Source organism: Tenacibaculum sp. MAR_2009_124, assembly GCF_900105455.1.
Lineage (GTDB): Bacteria > Bacteroidota > Bacteroidia > Flavobacteriales > Flavobacteriaceae > Polaribacter.
The window spans coordinates 827,357-849,277 of sequence record NZ_FNSF01000001.1; the positions used below are offsets into that span (position 1 = coordinate 827,357).

The 21,921-nt window shown below is 31.4% G+C and carries 14 protein-coding genes; 3 read left to right on the forward strand and 11 right to left on the reverse strand.

Annotated features, from left to right (window positions below):
- Nucleotides 1–3: 3 nt before the first annotated feature.
- From BLW23_RS02760 to BLW23_RS02775, 4 genes are all read right to left on the reverse strand, one after another.
- Nucleotides 4–900, reverse strand: a complete 897-nt coding sequence (locus BLW23_RS02760) for an MBL fold metallo-hydrolase (protein ID WP_093667710.1) — start codon at nt 898–900, stop codon at nt 4–6.
- A 206-nt stretch (nt 901–1,106) separates the two neighbouring features.
- Nucleotides 1,107–1,688: a hypothetical protein gene (locus BLW23_RS02765; protein ID WP_143032090.1), complete on the reverse strand. Its 582-nt coding sequence runs from the start codon at nt 1,686–1,688 to the stop codon at nt 1,107–1,109.
- 648 nt (nt 1,689–2,336) lie between these two features.
- The gene (locus BLW23_RS02770) at nt 2,337–4,055 is read right to left on the reverse strand and encodes a hypothetical protein (RefSeq protein ID WP_143032091.1); all 1,719 of its coding nucleotides are present in this window, start codon (nt 4,053–4,055) and stop codon (nt 2,337–2,339) included.
- Between the two features lie 60 nt (nt 4,056–4,115).
- A complete protein-coding gene (locus BLW23_RS02775) occupies nt 4,116–4,595 on the reverse strand; it encodes a hypothetical protein (protein WP_093667713.1) in 480 nt (159 codons plus the stop codon).
- Nucleotides 4,596–5,673: 1,078 nt separating this feature from the next.
- Here BLW23_RS02775 and BLW23_RS02780 point away from each other — a divergent pair.
- Nucleotides 5,674–6,417 carry a LytR/AlgR family response regulator transcription factor gene (locus tag BLW23_RS02780; RefSeq protein WP_093667714.1) on the forward strand — a complete coding sequence of 248 codons (744 nt, stop codon included), beginning with the start codon at nt 5,674–5,676 and terminating at the stop codon, nt 6,415–6,417.
- Between the two features lies 1 nt (nt 6,418).
- Here the strand turns inward: BLW23_RS02780 and BLW23_RS02785 are convergent, their stop codons facing one another.
- The 5 genes from BLW23_RS02785 to BLW23_RS02810 all read right to left on the reverse strand — a co-directional run bounded on the left by BLW23_RS02785 (nt 6,419) and on the right by BLW23_RS02810 (nt 14,374).
- The gene (locus tag BLW23_RS02785) at nt 6,419–7,144 is read right to left on the reverse strand and encodes a (S)-benzoin forming benzil reductase (RefSeq protein ID WP_143032092.1); all 726 of its coding nucleotides are present in this window, start codon (nt 7,142–7,144) and stop codon (nt 6,419–6,421) included.
- 419 nt (nt 7,145–7,563) lie between these two features.
- Complete coding sequence (locus BLW23_RS02790; RefSeq protein WP_093667716.1) at nt 7,564–9,177, reverse strand: RluA family pseudouridine synthase; 1,614 nt, start codon at nt 9,175–9,177, stop codon at nt 7,564–7,566.
- A gap of 127 nt (nt 9,178–9,304) precedes the next feature.
- On the reverse strand, nt 9,305–11,077 hold the full coding sequence (locus BLW23_RS02795) for an AMP-dependent synthetase/ligase (RefSeq protein ID WP_093667717.1): 1,773 nt from the start codon (nt 11,075–11,077) through the stop codon (nt 9,305–9,307).
- Nucleotides 11,078–11,539: 462 nt separating this feature from the next.
- Entirely contained in the window at nt 11,540–12,715 is a 1,176-nt protein-coding gene (locus tag BLW23_RS02805; RefSeq protein ID WP_093667719.1) for an aspartate aminotransferase family protein, read from the reverse strand.
- 6 nt (nt 12,716–12,721) lie between these two features.
- Complete coding sequence (locus BLW23_RS02810) at nt 12,722–14,374, reverse strand: OstA-like protein (RefSeq protein WP_255362718.1); 1,653 nt, start codon at nt 14,372–14,374, stop codon at nt 12,722–12,724.
- A 403-nt stretch (nt 14,375–14,777) separates the two neighbouring features.
- Between BLW23_RS02810 and BLW23_RS02815 the strand changes: the two genes are divergently transcribed.
- Nucleotides 14,778–16,211, forward strand: a complete 1,434-nt coding sequence (locus tag BLW23_RS02815; protein WP_093667720.1) for a pyridoxal phosphate-dependent decarboxylase family protein — start codon at nt 14,778–14,780, stop codon at nt 16,209–16,211.
- 54 nt (nt 16,212–16,265) lie between these two features.
- Here BLW23_RS02815 and gcvT read toward each other — a convergent pair whose 3' ends face one another.
- Nucleotides 16,266–17,348: a glycine cleavage system aminomethyltransferase GcvT gene (gene gcvT / locus BLW23_RS02820; RefSeq protein WP_093667721.1), complete on the reverse strand. Its 1,083-nt coding sequence runs from the start codon at nt 17,346–17,348 to the stop codon at nt 16,266–16,268.
- 209 nt (nt 17,349–17,557) lie between these two features.
- Here gcvT and BLW23_RS02825 point away from each other — a divergent pair, with 209 nt between their 5' ends.
- Complete coding sequence (locus BLW23_RS02825; protein WP_093667722.1) at nt 17,558–18,109, forward strand: TlpA family protein disulfide reductase; 552 nt, start codon at nt 17,558–17,560, stop codon at nt 18,107–18,109.
- Nucleotides 18,110–18,701: 592 nt separating this feature from the next.
- Here BLW23_RS02825 and BLW23_RS02830 read toward each other — a convergent pair.
- Nucleotides 18,702–21,062, reverse strand: coding sequence for a neutral/alkaline non-lysosomal ceramidase N-terminal domain-containing protein (locus BLW23_RS02830; protein WP_093667723.1), 2,361 nt, complete (start codon nt 21,060–21,062; stop codon nt 18,702–18,704).
- Between the last annotated feature and the right edge of the window lie 859 nt (nt 21,063–21,921).

Consider the following 21,921-nt stretch of genomic DNA (forward strand, 5'->3'; position numbering starts at 1 on the left):
GGATTACTTCTTTAAGCTTCTATAAAATGTTCGTCTTATCGCTTCCCCAGAAATAAACCAATCACCATATTTAAGATCATCAAATTTTTGGGTGAGTTTAATGTTGTTGGCTACTTCTTCTTCAGTTTTTCCAGCATTAATTTCAGTAAGGATATTTATTTTAATCTCCTCCAGCATTGCGAGGTATTCTTTTAATTCCGTTTTAAAAGAAAGATTTCGATGACCAGGAATTATTTTGGTTTCATCATCAATTATTAAAAGGGCCTTTTTAATGGCATCAATATATCCCTGAGCACTTCCTCCAGAGTCTAGGTCTATGTATGGGTACTTTCCTTGAAAATAAGTATCTCCCATATGAAGTACATTGCTGCTTCCAAAATATACCATAGCATCGCCATCGGTATGCGCATTGTGTACATGAAAAGCATATATCGATTCTCCATTAAAGTGAAAGTTGAGGTCTTTTGTAAAGGTAACTATAGGTAGAGCACCTTTCGGAGCAGCTTTTATGGTACGATTGCGTCGCTTTTGAAATTGATCAGTGCTCATGCGCTTTCTTACATTTTCATGAGCTATAATTACAGCTCCTTCTTTTTCCATATTTTTATTTCCACCAGTATGATCACCATGCCAATGAGTGTTTAACAAAAATCTAATGTCTTTTTCGCTAACTGTTTTTATTGCCTTTAAAATTTTGGGTGTTAATCGAGCAAATTGGTCATCAATCATAAAAACACCGTCTTCGCCTGCCGAAATAGCAATGTTTCCTCCTTGTCCAACGAGCATATATACATTGTTCGAAACATGGTGTACTTTAATTTGGATTTCTTTCTGTTGCGAAAAACCGATAGCAAAGGTGAATAGGAAAGTTATAAAATTAAGAAATGCTGGAAGTTTCATAATAATGGAGTTTATCAATGTTCTGTCGTAGCAAATGAAAATTCCTTTCCGAAAACAAATTTTATGCTGGTAATTGCGGTCATTTTTCTTAACAATCCTTTTAGTAAATGGTGTAATTATAGCTTTTAGAAAAATCTATTAGTATGACAAGGTGGTATTGATAAGGTTTCTACGTTTTTCCTAAATTAAGAAATTCGAACTATTGATTATTGATGAGGTTTAGCTAATAAAATAGTTCCATCTTTTCCTAACCTTGGAGGTGTGCCGCCTCTCCCGTTGATATGCCAAAAAATGTAAGCTTTTTCATATTCTGAAATTCTTTTTTCTTTATACTCTTTTGAAATAACTTCTTTAATAGAACTGTAATATTTCTTTGGTGAATGTATAAAAATAAAATAGGCTGACGATTTGTATACTTTTAAACGCTCTCTACTAGGAAATCCATGTTTTTTTGTTAAATCAAGAAGTAGTAGAGTATTGGATTCGTTAGTTTTATCTACAAGACTTTTAATACTATCCTTGCTTTTTTGGTAGTTTTTATAGTTATCTCCTAATTTCTTTCTTTTTGCTTTTTGAGTCAGAAACTTCCCTCCATTATTCTTCCTATCTACTTTGTATTTCGAATCAACAGCAATTAAGTTATGTCGGTGTTTTTGATCTAAGAAATGCATTGAATCAATTACCTTGTTTAATTGAGTTTTTTCTTGAGTGGTTAATGTTTTTACTGTTCCGCAAGAAATAACAAGCACTAAAAAGATAAATAGGATAATTTGGGGAAGGGGTCTCATACAAATTGAAGTTTAGAGGTTGAAATTCATATCAATATTAAAAGCAAAGGTAATCTATTCAAATGCATATACATTCATCGGTTTATAACCTTGCTAATTTTGCATAAATTATGAACGGTTTTTCAATGTCATTTCCTTGAACGTTTCTACACCTATTTCTTCAAGCTGTTGTGCCTCATAATCAGTTGGAAGAATGGGGGAAGTGGTGAATTATACAATTTAGAATAAAGTTAATTATGTAGCTTTTTGTTCACTTTAACATTGTATAATTCGTGTTTTTTGCAAATATTCGTATATTGCACCCGCTATGGAAGTACTTTACTTTCGAAATGACTGTAAAAATTGCTTTCAAATACAAAAGTTTTAAGTCTAAATGTTTAGGTATTAATAATACTTAAGCTAGTTATATATTGAATATGCAGGAATATTCTCTGTGTAGTAATGATATTGCTATGTTTTCATTTTAAGAGAAATGAAATGGTATAGCCCTAGGTTTTATCTAGGAATAAAATACAGGTATGGGGGTACCTGTATAATTGATTTCTCATTTGTAGAGTAGAGGTTGTTTATTTGGTTATGGGCAGCCTCTTTTTTTGGACTATAATAAAGATTAGTGATTAGTGATTTCGATAAAGTAGGTAGTCAAAATTATAACTTTAATCCGTCAAAATTATATTGAACAACTAAACCAAAAGAAATTCCTTCGTCAAAAAAGCCTTTATCATTTTTATGTACTCCGAATAAATCTCTGGTTTGTATATAAACACCTCCCATAAGTTTATTGTCTTTACTATTATAAGCATGAAAACCAATTCCTAAAACTGTATTATTTTTTAATGTGTTCGCGTTGTTATAAATTCTATGTCTTAAATATGGATTTATACTCAAGTACGTTTGACTTGGTTTATGAGGATTTCTTTGTTCAAGAAGTTTGAATAAATAGGCATAGTCCAGATTAATATCTAAACGATGGAAACGATCATAACCTCCAGTAAGGGCGTTTATTTGTTCAACATTAACAAGATTACCTCCTTGTACGTTTGGATCAACGGTTTGAAATGCAAAGGTTCTACTTTCCAAGCTACCTAAGTTATGAGTATAAGAATAGGCAATGCTTGCTCCAAGGAATTTTTGCTTTTTGAATTGCATGGTCGTTCCTAATTCAACGTTATAACCATTAAAGGATGTATCTGCAAATCTAGAATCAATACTTGTTCCGTTATTTTGAAGATCGAGTTTAAATTCAGAGCCAGAGAATCCACCGCGAACATAAACTAGATATTTATTTTTGTAATTCAATTGATTAATAATATCGTTTTCACTTTCGGCATCAAGTTTTACTAATAAATCCAATCCATTTTGATATTTCTTAAAAGAAGTGATTAATAGGTCTATCTCTTGTTTAGGCTTAAAAGAAATTTTTGTGTGGTATTTTTCATCTTTCTTTAATAAAATTAAATGATCAATTTTGTGCATAACTTTATCCCATTCAGAGGCAAAAATGTTATCATTATTAAACGGAATGGATTTAAGAAGAAACTTATAGTCCTTTTTTTTCATGAGAGCACTTAAGGACTTTTTATGCGAAAAAATGTCGGCATCAGGTTCATTTCTATCAATTGCTCGTTTTAAACGTGCTGTAAATGTTGCTAACTGTTGTAAATGATTAATTATAGCATCCATTGAAGGTACATAACCCGACTTAAGAGTTTCTAGTTCATTTATATTGTCAATTACTTTAGGTATTTTTTCTTTAACACTTATAGAGTCATTATCTAATTTTGTAATTAAATGTTTTTGTTGTGTCGGAGTTAAAACTTTGTTTTTGAGTAGTTTTTTTACTTGCTTTTTAATTTTTAAAAACTCACTTATATTTAATCTTGCTTGAACATAATCAAGTATATGTTCTTTTGTGTGATGATGTGTCATCCATTTTATTCCGATTAATCCGTTAATACTTGCTGAAGATGCCAGTTTTTCGGAAGAGAATATCGGTGCAAGTCCATTTTCAGAACTTCCTTTTAAATCCACTCCATAATAAACATATTTACTAGCCTTTTCTTTATTTCTGATAGCTTCTTTTTGTTTTAGTATTTTTTCTAGGTTATTCTTTATAATACTAGGGTCATTACTACCTCGAAAAGCATCTGATATCCGAGGCATAGTGGATGGTTTATTATTTGTAAACCTCGATTTTCTATATAAACTGAAACTAGCAACGTCTTCACTTAAGTTTAATCCAATATTTGTTGATGGAAACACAAGTGTGCTAAAGCCTTCCGTATCTTGCCCTAATGATTGACTGACTGATTGGTATGAGAAAGTTAATAAAATTCCCATGAGCCAAGGTATAATTTGTTTTTTCATGTGTAATGTTTGTTATAGTTTTTAGTAATCTGGTATACAGCGTAGATTTATTCCCTCATTTTATACAGGTTCAGTTTCTATAAGCACATATTCATCAGAGTCATTTATAGGGTTATTAGTGTGATTATATTCTTGCGAGGAATTACGGATATAATCAGTATTAAAGTTGTACGGATTGTTTGTTTGAGTATTTTGATTAACTTCCAAATCAATCGTATTATCAGGATTCATGGATACATTAGAAAGAATTCCAGAGGTAGTTGTTGATCCTTCACCACCAATATAAATAGTATCTAAATCAACCCCTGATATGTTATATTTAACTTCTACTGTAATTCCTACATTATTCCGTGAACTAATACCAATTACATTAGAAGCTTTTAGAATTCCTTTAACAGTTTGCAGTGAGGCTCGTTTGTAAAAATTACCCTTTAAACTTTCTAAGGATAATTTAGTATTACTCGATTCAATAATAGCTTTCATTTCTGTTTCCAGATTTTTTAAACGAGTGTTGCTTTGTAAATGCTGGGTTGTTATCATAATTTGTAGTTTTAGTTAAGTAGGGTAAAGGTATAAAGAGCTTGGTTAGTATAAATACCTAAGGATAGGTATTTTAACTCAGTGTAATTTCACGGTCTTGAAAAATAAACTTCATAGGGTTTTTAATATTGAGAAGAAACAGTCAGTCGATTAAATAATCCATGTGATCATACAGATAGGGGAATTAAACTAAATATTGGAAATTAAGAGTGACGAATGCTTTAGTTTTATGCGTCATTTTAGACTAACTGTGTATTGTTTTAGAAGCACTTTTAAGGAAATTGGTAATTTAAGTATATGAACGTATGCAGTTAGTTGTTTAAAAGTCTAGTAGTTTTATAGGGTGTTTGATTCGTCGATCAAATCAAACCATTTAACTTAAAAAGAGAACAAAATATCTAAATAACTCAGGAAATAATATATATACCTGTAGTTTTGGTATAAGTGTAGTAAGCTTTAGTGTAAGGATAGGAAGGTTTGACTTTTGGAGAAAACTTCTTATCCTTTTTTAATTCTCTATAGGTAGATTTTTCATAATTTTTATGATAAAATCTTTAGATAACTACGTAATACTTTGTTGACGATAATATTATTCTTAATATAAATTTATAGTGTTGGGACTTTAATTTCCATACGGATGGAAAGTACTAGGAGAAGCTCTTTTAAGAGCTTCTTTTTTTGTTTATATGCAAAGCCTTAATAATTAGTTAACTATTATTCTTGTTGAATTTTTTTACTTTTTACTTGTTGAAAATATTATGGCTTAGTTGGCTTTTTATTAAAGTTGTCCTAACCTTAATAAAAGCGGTTTTTTTTATGTTTGCGGTATTATGAAGGTGTTACAAAATTACATTGAGTCCCCCTTATAAATGAGAAAAGTCACAATGATGTCATGTGGCTTTTTTCTCTTTTTGTAGTTTTTTATGTTATTCTCTTAGATGTGATTTATAATTGAATTCTTAGTAGTCATTTGATTTCAATAAATATGTTTTTTGCTTAAATTTGCGTTTGCATTTATTGCCTATTATAATGCCTTTAAAAATTGGGTTTCTTAACAAATTAGTTTTACTTTTATATTATGAATAGATTAAGATTATTATTGCTTGAAGATTTAGATAGAGAAGCGACTCAATTAATTTCTTTCCTTGAGAGTAATAATTATGAGGTAATTAGAGCTCATAATTCATTGGAGGCAGAGAAAGAGATTAAAAATCGTTTTTTCGATGTAATAATTTTAGACATAATGATTGAAGGGAAGCCAGAAGGAATTGAACTGGCTCAGCGTTTAAACTATCAAGGGGTAAATATTCCATTTTTGTTTTTAACAAGCATGCAAAGTAAGGCTGTATTTGATGAAGCAAAGCTTACCAATCCAATGGTTTATTTATTAAAACCTTATAATGAACTAGAATTGTTGTATTCATTGGAGCTAGCCATAGAATCTTGTTACCAGCAAGCAAATAGTATAAGTTTTAATGAGAAGAGCGCTGTAATTAGTCCATCATATCTTTTTATTAAGAAGAAAAGAAGCGTTGTTAAAGTAGATGTAGATTCTATAAATTTTGTAGAAGTTAAAGAAAAGTATTGCAGTATTACATGTGCCGATGGAAGTTATCTTATAAAATTGTCATTAACTAAGTTAAAGGAAATACTAGGTAATGCCGATTTTAGACAAGTTCACAGGAATTATGTGATTAATATTAAAAAGGTAAAAGAAATTTATTTCGAAGATAATTTAATCATTTTGGAAGATGGTAACCAAATTCCTTTTAGTGAACGTTATAAAAACGCTTTTATAAAAGATAACACCATTTTCAGGTAAATTATATTGTTCTTATATCGAAAACAGCTCCGTTTTCTAACTTGTTCTGAATATCAATATTATAAATAGTTTCCGCGACGTAATCAGCGGAATACAAATCGTTGTTTTCTTTTAGATCCACGAAACGTTGAAGATTTTTAAAATTTTCCTCTTTCGTTCCTCTTATTTGTGCCTGCATGCTTGTATCGACAACTCCAGGATATAGCGAAATACATTTTATACCATTAGCCAGCATTTCCTGCTCAGCGGCAACAGTTTTTGTAAACATATCTAAAGCTGCTTTAGAGGCACAATAAACACTCCAGCCTTCATATGGTTTTGTTGCGGCTCCAGATGAAATATTAATAATTTGCTTTTTACATGAAAGGTTTTTTGTGTAATTGATAAACATATTTGAAAGTACCATGGGGCCTGTTATGTTTAAGTTTACGCTTTCTGAAATATCAATAGGATCAATATTTTCAATATTTGAAATAGTACCTAGTCGACCAGCATTATTGATTAAAGTAATAGAAGAAGTAGAATGTTCTTTTAATTGATCTAGAAGCATGGAAAACTGATTTTTCATTTCTTTAAAATTACTTAAATCAACTACAATTTGAGTTACATCTTGTATGTTTATAATACTTCTTGAAAGGGAATAGACTTTGTAGTTTTCAGAAGCATATTTTTTTGCTAAGGCCTTTCCAATTCCTTTACTTCCTCCAGTAATAATAACAATATTCATACCAGTAAAGATACGGTAAAAATGATTTAAAGCTCGATAAATGGTAAAAAACCACTTGTCTAAAATATTACTTTGTTGATCGCCAGAGGCAAAGGACACTGTCTTATTTTATCAGTATTAAAAGGGGCTTCAGTGTATCTTTAAATAAAAATTTTTTCATTATTAGATTTTTTAAATTGGTTTTTAGTTTTAGCTCTCTTCGGAGGGCTTTTTTTTGTGTAATGGTTAATGGGTAATAATGACTAGGGAAAACCCTGATCATATTTCTAGGGCTAACCCTTACAAGGAAATATTATGATTTTGTATATCTTGCAAGTGTATTTGTACCGAAATACAAATACGATACATTCTGCTAATATTTAAGGGATATCTCCTTTCTAACGAAAGGGGATTTTTTCGTTTATTAAATATAAAACTATTTAAAATGGAGGAGGAGAGTGAACTACGATTTCTTTTGTTGTAATAGGATGTATGAATTTAATTTGTTCAGCATGTAAACATAATCTTTTTGCCTTATTACCATATAAATCATCTCCAATAATAGGCGAATTTAATCCTATTGGATGAGCTGAGTGCACACGTAACTGATGCGTTCTTCCAGTAATAGGATAAAAATATACTCTCGTGCAATTATTTTCAATGGATATTTTCTCCCATCTTGTAAGAGCTTTTTTTCCGAAATTATAACATACCATCTGTTTTGGTCTATCTTCTAAATCAACTCTTAGCGGTAAATCAATTGTTCCCTGTTCTTTAGTTAAAACCTCTTCCAGAAGAGCTACATATCTTTTTTGTATAGTTTTATTTATAAATTGCTTCTGAAGTTCCTTATGAATATCTTTTCTTTTGGCAACTAATAATATTCCTGAAGTTGACATGTCTAGTCGATGAACTATTAAAGGTCCCGTTGCTTTTGGATAGTTTTTTTTGACTAAATATTCAATACTATGTTCAATCTCTTTCCCTGCAACACTTAAAATATTATAAGGTTTATTTAATGCTAACAAGTACTCATCTTCATAAAGAATATTGAGAGTATTTGTTTGATTAAGAGTAGCCAATAAAGGATTCGTACCAACGGGAAGTCCCTGGAGCATGTGTTTCAATATTGGTTTACACTTGCCTGTGCATGCAGGATAGTACTGTTTATGCTTTCGAATAGCCGAGGTTAATGGTTTTCCCCACCAAAATTCGGCGAGAGCAATAGGAGTGAGTTGATTTATATAGGCATATTGAAAAAGTTTAGGAGCGCAACAGTCACCTGCTCCCGCAGGAATATTTTGTGTACTGTCCTTAAAGAGATGTAATAAGTTCGCCTCGTCATAATTATTATTCAAAAATTGATAGTTTTGAAATAATTTTTGCTGAATCTCGAAAGATAGCTGAGTTCTTTTCTGTTTTAACGTTGTAATTTCCTTTTGTTTCTTAAAATACTCAGTTTTTATCGATGCTATTTTATCGTTGAGGTATATCTCATATTCTTTTAAATAAAACTCTTCATTAATGTTTTTTTGATTGTCAATAGCATTTTGTTGTTTTCTTAGTTTTCTTCTTTTCTTTATGTTTATTTGCTCAGTTTCTAAGAGTTGTTCGTGCAGTTTATTTTGGTTGTTGTAGCTGCGTTCAAGTTCCAAATAATACCCATTGGAACTAAGTATTTCAATTTGTTGAGTTAACTCATTTAGTCTTTTTTCCCCGGTAATATAAAAATTACCAGAATCTAAAGTATCGAACACAGGAGGAACAAAGTAGTTATATATAGTTTTTTCGGCTAATTTTCCTGAAAAAGCAGCTATATAACCTAATTCTTTGCGTTTGTTTTGAACAACAAGAACTCCAAACATTTTGCCAACTCCTTCAGAAGAGTTTAAACCAAAATTATATATAAAATCGGACTGTATTTGTAAATATTCCTGAAGTTCTTCAGAGGCAATTTGTGCGATTTTATGAGGTGTATAGTTATGCGGATAGTCAATCTCTTTTGGGAGTTCAACAGCACTTATATTTCTTTGAAAAGAATGAAATTTGTTCATTAATAGTTATAAAAAAGAAACGTCATTGCAAATATACAATGACGTCCTTTATTTAACTTGAATTAACTTGAATTAACTTGAATTAACTTGAATTAACTTGAATTAACTTGAATTATCTTGTTATTATCTAAGCTCTATATATTTTATCATATAAATCTTTGTAAATATCTTTAATTACTGCACGTTTCATCTTCATAGTAGGGGTAAGTTGACCACTATCAATTGACCACTCATCTGGAGTCAATTCAAATCGTTTAATTTGTTCCCATTTTCCAAAGTTACAGTTGCATTCGTCAACCTCTTCTTGAATTCTCTCAATAACTTTTTGATTTGAAATAACGTCAGCATTATCACCTAAAGTAATCTCATGGCGTTTAGCCCATTCTCTTACAAACTCAAAATTAGGTTGAACTAAAGCAGCTGGCATTTTTTCACCTTCACCAACAACCATTACTTGTTCAATAAATCTCGATTGTTTTAGCTTTCCTTCCAATAAAGGAGGAATAACATATTTCCCTCCTGATGTTTTGAACATTTCCTTCGTTCTACCAGTAATTTTTAAGAAACCTTCTTCACAGATTTCACCTTTATCACCAGTATGGAAATAACCATCTTTTAGAACTTTAGCGCTTTTTTCAGGATCTTTATAGTAACCCACCATAATGTTGGGACCTTTTACTAGAATTTCGCCATTGTCCGCAATTTTTACATCAACACCATCAATAACTTTACCTACAGTTCCAACTCTGAAACCTTTATTTCTTTGATCATTTACAGTAATTACTGGTGATGTTTCTGTAAGTCCGTAACCTTCCATAACTGGCATACCAGCAGCGGCAAAGACTCTTGCTAATCTTGGTTGTAATGGAGCAGAACCCGATACCATAAGGTTTAATTCACCACCTAATGCGGCCTGCCATTTTGAAAAAATAAGCTTTCGAGCTAAACCAAGTTGTTTTTCATACCACCATCCGTTGGCTCCATAAGGTTTGTATTTTAATCCTAAATCAATTGCCCAAAAGAATAACTTTTTTTTAAATCCAGATAACTCTGTTCCTTTCGCATAAATTTTATCGTAAATTTTTTCATAAAGTCGCGGTACGGCCGTCATAACGTTCGGCTTCACTTCTTGGGCATTTTCGCTGAGTTTTTCAATTGATTCCGCAAAGTATATTGAGACACCACAATATTGATACAAATACAATATCATACGTTCAAAAATATGGCAGACAGGTAAAAAGCTCAAAGATTTTTCTTTACCATATGAAAAAGGAACACGCTTTTCACTACTAATTACGTTGGATACGATGTTTTTATGAGTTAGCATTACACCTTTAGGCCTACCTGTAGTTCCTGATGTATAAATTAGCGTAGCTAAAGTATCAGGAGTAACTGCATTTTTCCTTTCTTCAACTTCTTTTTGATTGCTTTCATCGTTACCTAATTCAATAACTTCTTTCCAGCTTTTTTCGCCACTAATGTCATCAAAGGTAAAAACACCTTTTAACTTTGTTTTCGATTTTATTTGGTTCAGTTTTTCTAGAACTTCAATATCCGAAACAAAACAATAAGTAGCTTCTGAGTGATTTAAGACATACTCATAATCTTCTTTGGAAATTGTAGGATAAATTGGAACATTTTGTGCTCCAACCTGTAAAATACCAATATCACAAACATTCCATTCTGTTCGGTTATTGGTAGAAATTACAGCAATTTTATCATTTGGTTGAACTCCTAATCGCAGTAAACCACGACTGATTGTATTTGCTTGTTCAATGTATTCTTTTGTAGATATCGATTGCCATTTGCCATTATATTTGGTGGTAAATGCTTTCGATAAATTATAAGTCTCTAATTGGTAATAAGGAAAATCAAAAAGACGTTTAATTTCGCGCGGCATATAATCAATGTTTAGTGTTATGCAAAATAGGAAAAATAGGCCGATTGCACAAAAAATGTCTTCATCGTTGATTTATTGGTGATTACGTGTTTTTTTGGTAGAATAATTACGATTTTTTATTGTTTTTAAGCTTAATTATTTATAGTTGATAATTAATTCAGATTTAAACCGTTTAATTTTTATTGAATACCTGGTCAATAAAATTAAAAATCAACATATTTTTAGAATATGATAGATTTAACTCAAAATAGAGATAAAAAAACTCATCCTGACTTTTTCCAATTCTTGCAAGATGAGCACAGTTCACTTCGGATATAGTACTTTTTTTATACGCTCCCTGCTGCGAATTTTGAATACTCTCCCATCTAAATAAATATCGATTCATTTTCGTTCAATTACAAAAGATGAAATTAGTTCATAGAAAGTGAAGAAAGAAGTTGACTAAGTGGATGGTATAATTTTTTACTTGTTTAAAGCTTCCAATAAAATATTACAGCCTTTTACAATTTCTTCATTTGAAATAGTTAGGGGAGGAGTAACTCTGATAGCTTTTCCTTCAAATAGTAACCAAAATAAGATAAGACCTTTGCTCATACATTCTAAAATAACCTGCGTGGCAAAATCAGGTGAATCTACAATAATGGCAAGCATTAATCCTTTACCTCTAATTTCTTTAACTTTCGGGTGGTCTTTGAAGAAATTTCTAATAATATTTTCTTTATGTAAAGTATCTTGCATTAAAGTTGAGCTACTAATTTCGTTTACGGTAGCCAAACCAGCGGCGGCTATTACTGGATGCCCTCCAAAAGTTGTTATATGCCCTAGTTTAGGGTTTTCTTTTAAAGTAGACATTATTTCATGTGAAGAAATAAAAGCTCCAATAGGCATTCCACCTCCAAGACCTTTTCCAGTAACGATAATGTCAGGAGTCATATTGTAGTTTTCAAATCCCCAAAAGGTTCCTGTTCTTCCAACTCCTGATTGTATTTCGTCTAAAATGAGTAGGGCACCAACTTCCTCACATTTTTGTTTTACTTTTTGCAAGAAGTTATTTTTAGGTTCAATAAAACCAGCGCCTCCTTGAATTGTTTCTAAGATAACACCAGCTGTTTTGGTTGTTATTTTTTCTAGGGCGGATTCGTCATTAAAATGAATAAATTTTGTACCAGGAATTAAAGGACGATAGGCTTGATTTTGTTGTTCAGCACCACATACACTCATTGCGCCTTGTGTATTTCCATGGTAAGAATTCTTAGCGGCAATAATTTCACTCCGACCTGTATATCGTTTGGCAAGCTTTAAAGCTCCTTCCGTTGCCTCTGTACCTGAATTTACTAAATATACTGAGGATAATGATTCTGGTAAGGTTTTCGCTAATGCTTTACAAAGTTCCAGTTGAGGAGTCTGTATAAATTCACCATAAACCATTACATGGGTATACTTGGAGAGCTGATTTTGAATCGCTGCTGTTACTTTTGGGTGATTGTGACCTAAACTGTTGGCAGAAACTCCAGCAACAAAATCTAGCATTTTATTTCCTTCAGCATCGTAAATATAACTTCCACTAGCATGAGAAATCTCTATCGCTAAAGGATGAGGAGATGTTTGACCTTGATATTTAAAGAAATCATTTTTCATGTCAAATTACTCTTTTTTAAAGTTGTAGACCTTTTCTTTTTCTTTTTTCTCAAGTTCTTTGGAAAATTGTCGTTTTGCTTTCAGGACTTCCTTTTTGGCTTTATCTAAAATAGGTCGATTGTCCTTCTTTTTAACTTTGTACTTATCCTTATCGCTTATAAAGATGTCTTCCATAGTTAAGGGTTGTTCTTTTCCTCTCCAAAGAAAACCTCTAAATTTTTTTTGATCTTCAGGGAATTCAGAAGGAGGAAATGTTTTCCCCTCAGATTTTTTAAAATATTTGGTTTGCATTATTTCATTATCCTCTAAGGTAAACTCAATATCACTTGCAATTTCTTTTGTTATTGTCTCCAATTTATTAGTTTCATCATTTCTATTGTGATATAACGATTCCGCATTTCCTTTAACCAGCATGGTTCTTAAATCATTTCCATCAAACTTTCCATAGATGTTTCTTCCTTTAATTTGATTATAGTCATCAATAGAGAGAGAATCTTTTTCAATCATAAAAGCATTCTGAAACACAAATAATGAGTCCAATTTGTTAGTCTCCTTATCGGAAAGTAACTGAATACTATCACCTGTTATTTGACTCTTTCCAGACCAAAGAACTGGACTTCTAAACATACGTGTTAAGCCCGTTACTTGACTGGTATGTATAGAGTCGCACTTTCCTTGTAAATTCGATTTAAAGATTTTTACATCGTTAAATATTCTTACAATACGCTCTTCGGTTTTTCCAGTAATAAGTATCTTATCTCCGTGCACATACATAGAATCTTTATCATGAACAGAAATAGCCACGGCTTTTTTTATGATAAATAAAGAATCTTTTTCTTCATACAGTTCCGCGTAGTTCCCTTTGGTAACCATATTTTGAATTGTATCAATAACTTTAATTCTATTGGTTGCAGAAGCAAAACCTTTTCGTTTGTCGTAGTACAAACTATCAGCCTCTACGGTTCTATCTTTTAAGAAAAGTTTAGCTCTTTTTACAAAGTAAGATACTTCTGTATTAGTATCATAAAAGCCTCTTTCTGAGTAAATTTTTGTGCTATCTTTTAGGTTGGTAATTGTACTAGGTCCATACAAATACGCCAAACTAGAATTGGTATAATAGTCTAAATGATTGGATTCTAAAAAGTGGTCTGGGTTTACAACTGTTACTTTTGATTTTGCTGAGAATTTTTTATCCTCTAAATAATAGGTACCCTTTCTACTTTTTAAAGTGTTTTTTTTATCAGTAATGGTTCCACCACTTTGATAATACAATACTTGTTCTTTTCTATCAAAATAAAGAGTATCGGTGCTCATTTTCATTTCTTTGTCATTCACCTCGACATTTCCCCAAGAAGTAGCTTTTTTTGTGTTACCATTATAAATGGTATAATCGCTATATTGAATAATACTATCTCCTTGTTCAATAACAACTTCACCTAAAGCTTTAAAAATGTTTTCTTTTTTATAAAGCAATGCTTGTTTACAGTCAAGTGTAGCCCCTTCATGAGCAATTTTTACATTGCCAATTAAAATGGTAGCTCCAGGATATTTTTTCTCATCTGCTTCCGAGTATTCACTTGATAATACTTTGATTTTCTTTGTTTGTGAAAAACCACTAGCAGTAATAAATAAAAAGAATAGAACAAATAATCTTTTCAAAATAGTATTGTTTTAAGTGAACAAAAGTAATGAAAAACAGAGGCTAAATTTCTTAAGGAGAGTATAAAATCTCATAACTAGTTAAATCTGTATCCTTTGCACATAATTTTCCTTGTATATTGACTCCAGCAAAGAAAAAAAGCTTTCTAACCGAGCGAAGAGGTATAAAGGAAAAAAATATGCCATGAAGTGGAGACATTTTGATTTTCTTTCATGTTTTTTGCTTTAATGGTTGTGAATTTTAATAATAATTGAAGCATTAAGACATGATTAATTAGCTCTTTTATTATGGGGCGGAATTTTCTTTTAGAAAGAAGAAAAAACAAAGAAAGATTCCTTTAAAATAGGTGTTAAACGATTTCAAATATCTTAATTTTGCACAAAATTTAAAATACTTAAAAATATGAGCGCTCATTTTGATTTATCAAAAGAAGAAATGAAGTCGTATGGATATAAAATTGTTGATTTAATTGCCGAGCATTGGGATGGTATTGGAAGTAAAAAACCAGTAATACGCGCCACCAGAAAAGAAATGGATAAAGTTTTCTTACAGGAGGCTCCAGAGCAAGGAACACCTGCTGAGGAGGTGTTGGATTTTGTGATGGAAAATGTGATGTCGAACAGTACGGTAATATCGCACCCAAAAGCATTTTCATTTGTACCTGGACCAAGTAATTTTATTAGTACTATGGCCGATAGCTTAGCTACTGGTTTTAATATTTTTTCAGGAGGATGGATGGTTTCGCCGGCTGCTGCTGAAATAGAAATTGTAACCATGAACTGGTTATTAAAAATGTATGACTTTCCTGTAGAAAAGGGTGGAGGTATTTTTACTAGTGGAGGTTCGATGGCTAATTTAACGGCTTTGGTAACGGCAAGAAGAATTAAATGTGGTGATGACTTTTCTAAAGCAGTAATTTATTTATCAGATCAAGCGCATTCTTCAAACATTAAGGCTATTCGAGTTTTAGGGTTCAAAAAAGAACAAATTCGAGTATTACCGACGGATCTAGAGTTTAGAATTAGTATTAACAAATTAAAGAATGCTATAGCTAAAGATAGGTTGGAAGGATTGCAACCATTTTGTTTTATTGCTTCTGCAGGAACTACCAATACTGGAACAGTAGATCCTTTAAATGATATAGCGGATATTTGCGAAGAGGAAGGTTTATGGTTTCATATTGATGGCGCATATGGGGGAGCAGCAATTTTATCTGATAAAGGAGCAAAGGCCTTAAGAGGTATAGAAAGAGCCGATTCCTTAACAGTAGATCCGCATAAATGGTTTTATCAACCATACGAAATTGGATGTTTATTGGTAAAAGATGCTTCTTGGTTAAGTAATACTTTCAGTGAAACTCCTGAATATTTAAGAGATATTGAAGGAAACGAATCTGAAATCAACTTTTATGATTACGGTGTTCAATTAACACGCCGTTTTAGAGCTTTAAAATTTTATATGTCCATAAAAACATACGGACTTGATACTTTTAAAAAGGCGGTAAGTTATAATATACAATTGACTGATGACGTAGAAAAAATGCTACGAAAAAGTAGAAATTGGGAAATTATTTCTCCAGCGAATTTGGCGGTAATTAATTTTAGATATAATCCGATTGGGTTGAATTTAAAAGAAGACGAAATTGATGAGTTAAATCAGAAAATTTCTGCGAAAGTAATGGAGTCTGGTGAGGCCTTCTTGGTTACCACAATTTTAAACAAACAAGTTGTATTGAGAATGTGTTTGATTAACCCGAAAACTACATTTGAAGATGTAAAATCAACATTCCTTCTTTGTAATAGTTATGCAGATGAGATATTGGAAAAACAGAACTAAAAAACAAAGGCTATTCAGTTAAGAATAGCCTTTGTTTTTTAATTCTATTAGGTTTTATCCTTTGTAAAAAGGTAACTTTACAACCTTAGCTGCAACTTGTTTTTTTCTAATTTGAACGAATATCTCACTATCAACTTTAGAGTTTGCAATAGTTACATATCCTAAACCGATTCCTTTGCTTAAAGAAGGACTCATGGTACCAGAAGTAACATTTCCTATCACATTTCCATCTGTATCTACTAAATCATATCCTTGACGAGGAATTCCGCGCTCCGTTAACTCAAAAGCAACTAATTTACGAGTAACCCCCTCTGCTTTTTGCTTTTTTAAGGCTTCAGCATTTACAAAATCTTTCGTGAACTTAGTAATCCAACCTAAACCAGCTTCAATAGGAGAAGTAGTGTCGTCAATATCATTTCCGTATAAACAGTATCCCATTTCTAAACGCAAAGTATCACGAGCAGCCAAACCAATTGGTTTAATTCCCCAATCAGCACCAGCTTCAAATACTTTATTCCATACGGCTTCAACATCTTCATTCTTAACATAAATTTCGAAACCGCCAGATCCAGTATATCCCGTAGCAGAAACCACAACGTTTGGAAGCCCAGCAAAATCTGTTATTTCGAAAGTATAGAATTTAATGGTAGAAAGGTTTACGGAAGTTAAAGACTGCATTGCTTCGGCAGCTTTTGGACCTTGAATAGCTAATAAAGACCATTCTTCCGAACGGTTTTCTATTTCAACACCTAAATCGTTATGTTTTGAAATCCAGTTCCAATCCTTTTCAATATTCGATGCATTTACTACTAACATATACTCATTTTCACTAATCATATAAATAATTAGATCATCAACAATACCGCCATCAGCATTTGGCATACAGCTATATTGTGCTTTTCCAGGAGTTAATTTCGAAGCATCATTTGAAGTAATTTTTTGAATTAAAGCCAAAGCATTTTCACCCTTCAAAAAAAACTCACCCATGTGGCTCACATCAAAAACACCAACTCCATTTCTTACAGTTTCGTGCTCAGCGTTCACACCTTCGTATTGTACCGGCATATTATAGCCTGCAAATGGAACTAATTTTGCTCCTAAAGTATCGTGGATGTGAGTTAATGCAGTATTTTTCATTATATAGAATTGTTTGTTTTATTAAACCGCTAAAGTAGCCAAAAAATGAGAAACAAATTCTTTGAAATTGTTGAATTTTTAATGATTATAATTTCGAGTAAGGATGTAATTTTACGGAAGACTAAAGAAGAGGAAATAATGGATAATTAACTATAGAAGTTCAAAGATAGGTTGCAAGTGTTTTTATTAATAAGGAAAATAGAATAGAAATGAAATTAAAGAAGAAATCGATATACAACATATTTTTTATAATTTTAATAGCACTGCTGCTATATCCACCGGCTAAAGAACGTATGATTAGATTCGTTGCTTTCAGTCCGACGGTAATAGAAAAAACAGACAGACAAATTCTAATTGATTATGAATGGAGTTTACAAGGTTTAAATAAAGCTTCTATTAATGGAAATGAATTAAGAGGAAATGTTGTTTTTCTGAATTTTTGGGCAACTTGGTGCCCTCCTTGTCGTGCTGAATTACCTAGTATTCAAAAGTTATATAACGATTATAGAGATAAAGTAAATTTTGTTTTCGTGACAAATGAAAAAAGGGAAGTAGTACATCAGTATTATAAAGAGAAAGGGTATCAATTACCAACATATAATTTTGCTTCAAAACTACCTAGCTTATTAGAAACAACATCAATACCACAAACTTTTATTATAAATAGGGAGGGAGAAATAGTAGTATCAAAAAATGGAGCAGCAGACTGGAACTCCAAAAAGATAAGAAAACTGTTGAATGAACTTGTTTCACAGAAATAAAAGGGGGCGTCTAAAAAGTAATTTTTATGCGATTTTTTTGAGTGGAGATATTAAATTTTTATTGAATGAAGATTAAATGTTAAAAAATCTAATAAAAAATAAACGAAACGATCTTATATAGTTAAACTGTATTTTTTAAGCTTATGAGCTAGCTCAATTAACCCAATTTCAATAATAACTTTTCTTAACCCTATTAATATATATCGTCTAAAATTTATATTTTGTTTGATATCTCCAAATTCCAATACCGCTATTTGTTTTTAGTTACGCCTTTTGTTGATATTATTAGTTCTCTAGTTTTGGTAGCTTGAGATTCCTCCTCTTTCATATAGTTTTTCTATAGAACAGGTATCTATATGATCTATAATAATATTCACTATTTGAACGGGATTATTTCGTGGAAAGAAATAATTAAAAGTTGGAGCTAGAAGACTTAATTGATGTTGGTTATCTGTTTTTTAAACTATTTTACAACTCATTCTGCGAAATACGAATTTTTATTCTTCAAAGCAAAAAAAACTATCTTCTTAGACAGCTTCTTTTTTATAAGAATCAAAGTAATCAGAGGTTTTACTATAAGTTATCGCATTACTTACTCTTTAGTAAATTTTTTGTTTTTTCCATTACATTCGATAATATATATTCCTGATACCAGATTTTTAGTATCTATTTCTATCTTGGTGTTTGATTTATTTAGAATTCGTATTTTATTTGTAACATTTTGCCCCAATATAGTGCATACTCTAATTTCCGAAAGTGATTCCTTTGTTTTTAGGTTAGCTACAGTAACCCGATTCGAGGATGGATTAGGATACAAAACCAACTCTTCAGTAACAATCTCATCAATTTTAACTAATACATTTTTTATTTCATTTAGGTTAAGAGTTCCAAAATCAATATCCTGCCCCATTGCTTCAATAGCTAGCATCTCTTCTTTCGAATCTATTTTTTGTAAAACTCCCGAAAACTGTTCTATTAGTTTGTTAAGAGATTCTTTTTCGGATGTTATATCATTAGCAACACTCCTGTTTTCAGTAGTACAGGGTTGAGTTTCTAAAGGGGTTAAATTACTTCTAAGACTTAACTCATACTGAGAAAACAGTGGTGGTTTTAAATCGTAATTTAAATTTCTTGAACCTTTTGGTTTAAGCATTTCTGTCGCTAGTTTTTTGAACTCTGTTTGGAATGCTCCCAATTGATGTTTCCCAAAAATTGTATGTCCTCCTTCATAATCCTGAAATAAATACTCATCATAGGTAGTGGTATACCCTATAAATTCATTGGCATATGACGTTACTAAAACCTTATCAATACCCCTTTGAGCTAATACCTCTTGTATGGTATTTTTTAATCTATTATGTGCTATTGTTGTAATTTCTCCAGGAATACCTGCAATTGCAATATTTCCTATAATTATAATTTGAATGGGAAGTATGGTAGGAACCAATGTATGTTCTTCTAAAGCTCCTTGCTCTCCTGATATAAATGTTTGTTTCAAGATTAAATCTTGATTTATAATCAATTCTCTGAAAAGTTTATACAGACAATGTAAATCTTCTGGATTTCGGGTAGTTACTATATCCATATCCAAAAACTTTTTGCTATAATGATCAACAATTCTTTTCTTTGGTGAATGTGCCTTTTCTTGCTCGTTGCGATACGCTATTTCTTGAGATGACGGAGCTTGAGAAAATGTTTCTACAACCCACCTTAAAAAATATCCGAACCCCACAGCTCCTGAAGTTAGACTGAATTCAGGGTTATAATCATATTCAAACTGGTTTCTTCCACATAGGTCATCTCCAGCAAGAGCAGGAAGTCCCATAGCAGGCTGACCTATTTTAGCTTGGCTATCCCCATTAGAAAACTCAGAGAACACAGTAACATTAGGCATATCAATATAAATCAATTCATAGTCAATATTTCCTGATATCTGTAATAAAGTAGGATGATTTTTTTGTATATCTAAGGCTTTTAATGCTTGTTGATTTCCATTCCATTTAGAATGAGGGACGCTAGTGAGTTTTGGGTTATATTCTGAATCACCAATAATCTGACTCATTTGTGCTGTGTATGTTTCTTTATTATGCATATCTGAAGTCATTACGTCTCCTGCACCTGATTGTGCAAAAATAGCAATAGTACCTTCGGGCATATTTTCTTCGGCAAATGTTGCTGCGTACCCCTTACTAGCACCATTAATTTTTTTTGTATCAGGTTTAATTTCTATGGGATGTACTCCGAACCAATTAATAAATCCTTTATGATTTCCTTGACTATCTTTAAAATTCATTAAAGGCATTTCTCTATTTATAGCCAGATTTGTTTCGTTACGATGAAAACTTCTTTCTTTATCAGGATTCCTATTATAGGCTTTTAACGACCTGTTAAATGCAATCGGTATATTATCAGAAAACCTACCTTCTTTCATCTCAATAGTAGATTCAGTACGGTTATTTTGAGCCATGATTATTGATTGAAAAATTTGTTCAACCAAAAAATTTAAAAAGGAGGTCTGTAGTCCTGGTGCGTTAGAAGCCATATAAAGTGGATATTCAGAAAACCCTGAAGGAGCATGGTGTGTATGTGATGCAGAAAATATTATGGCTGCTTGATCAAAATCAGGGCTAACGCTTCTCATTTTTTGTATTACTCCTTTCCTCAAAGCATCAGATATTCCTCCTAAATCAACATGTACGATTAGTGCTTCTTTAGTAGTGTTAGGATCCATAATATTAACGGTTCTACTATATAATCTAGATTCAATTTCCGATGGGGAAGCACATTCTGATAGCCTATGGCTGTAGGTGCCATAACCAAAAAAACCTAAATTAGGTTGAAGATAGGTAATGTCGGTTTTTCCATAACCTACAAGGTACTTTTGTGTTGACTGCTGAGCAAAGCCGGATAATAATATAAAGCTAATGGTCAGAAAAAGTAATTGTCGTTTCATATGAATAAAATTATGTTAATTATTTAATCAATAATAAACCTGAGAGCAATCGCTAAGCTTTTTTTTATTCATTAAATTCTTTTCCTTATTCTATCAGATTCCTTGTATGTGTGGGCGGGAAGGGGAGGTTTTTTTTAAATATAATTAAATCAAATATTTTTTTGATAAAAATTTATTAAAAGATTTAAATGTATGAAATAAAATTAAATAATTAACTTTTTAATTGAGGTTTTATAGTTTTTTTTATTTTTTTGTTAGGAATTCTATATTTTTAAAATTCATCTTTCTAACTCTATAATTTACAAAATTATTCATTAAAAAAAGGGGAAAGCTCTAATATTGTAAATTACTTTGAATGTTAAAATTTACAAGGTACTACCAGGTTTCTTAATCGATATCATTCGTTTCAGCTGATTTTAAAAATGTACCATATAGTTACAATTTTTGGGGAGGTACAATTAAAATTAAAAGGGGCGTCTAAAAAGTAACCTAATACGATTTTTTTTAAAGGAGTAATTAAAATTTTGTTGAATGAAGATTACATGTTAAAAAATCTAATACAAAATAAAACGAGCGATCTTATATTATTAAACTGTACTTTTTAAGGTTATGGGCTAGCTCATTTAACCCAATATCAACATTAACTTTTTCTAGGCTCTTTTAATTTATCACCTAAAATTCATATTTTGTTTGATATCTCGGAATACGGACTCCACATTCCAACATCGTTGTTTACTTTTAGCTATTCCTACTGTTGAGATTAATGGTTCTCTTGCTTTGGTAGTTTGATGTTGCTTCTTCCTTATATTGCTTTTTTATGGAATTGATATTTATATGATCTATAATCATATTAACTATT

Bases quoted from the DNA above. Each gene is read 5' to 3' on its own strand.
- BLW23_RS02760 (WP_093667710.1), bottom strand. From the start codon at position 900: ATGAAACTTCCAGCATTTCTTAATTTTATAACTTTCCTATTCACCTTT.
- BLW23_RS02765 (WP_143032090.1), bottom strand. From the start codon at position 1,688: ATGAGACCCCTTCCCCAAATTATCCTATTTATCTTTTTAGTGCTTGTT.
- BLW23_RS02770 (WP_143032091.1), bottom strand. From the start codon at position 4,055: ATGAAAAAACAAATTATACCTTGGCTCATGGGAATTTTATTAACTTTC.
- BLW23_RS02775 (WP_093667713.1), bottom strand. From the start codon at position 4,595: ATGATAACAACCCAGCATTTACAAAGCAACACTCGTTTAAAAAATCTG.
- BLW23_RS02780 (WP_093667714.1), top strand. From the start codon at position 5,674: ATGAATAGATTAAGATTATTATTGCTTGAAGATTTAGATAGAGAAGCG.
- BLW23_RS02785 (WP_143032092.1), bottom strand. From the start codon at position 7,144: ATGAATATTGTTATTATTACTGGAGGAAGTAAAGGAATTGGAAAGGCC.
- BLW23_RS02790 (WP_093667716.1), bottom strand. From the start codon at position 9,177: ATGAACAAATTTCATTCTTTTCAAAGAAATATAAGTGCTGTTGAACTC.
- BLW23_RS02795 (WP_093667717.1), bottom strand. From the start codon at position 11,077: ATGCCGCGCGAAATTAAACGTCTTTTTGATTTTCCTTATTACCAATTA.
- BLW23_RS02805 (WP_093667719.1), bottom strand. From the start codon at position 12,715: ATGAAAAATGATTTCTTTAAATATCAAGGTCAAACATCTCCTCATCCT.
- BLW23_RS02815 (WP_093667720.1), top strand. From the start codon at position 14,778: ATGAGCGCTCATTTTGATTTATCAAAAGAAGAAATGAAGTCGTATGGA.
- gcvT (WP_093667721.1), bottom strand. From the start codon at position 17,348: ATGAAAAATACTGCATTAACTCACATCCACGATACTTTAGGAGCAAAA.
- BLW23_RS02825 (WP_093667722.1), top strand. From the start codon at position 17,558: ATGAAATTAAAGAAGAAATCGATATACAACATATTTTTTATAATTTTA.
- BLW23_RS02830 (WP_093667723.1), bottom strand. From the start codon at position 21,062: ATGAAACGACAATTACTTTTTCTGACCATTAGCTTTATATTATTATCC.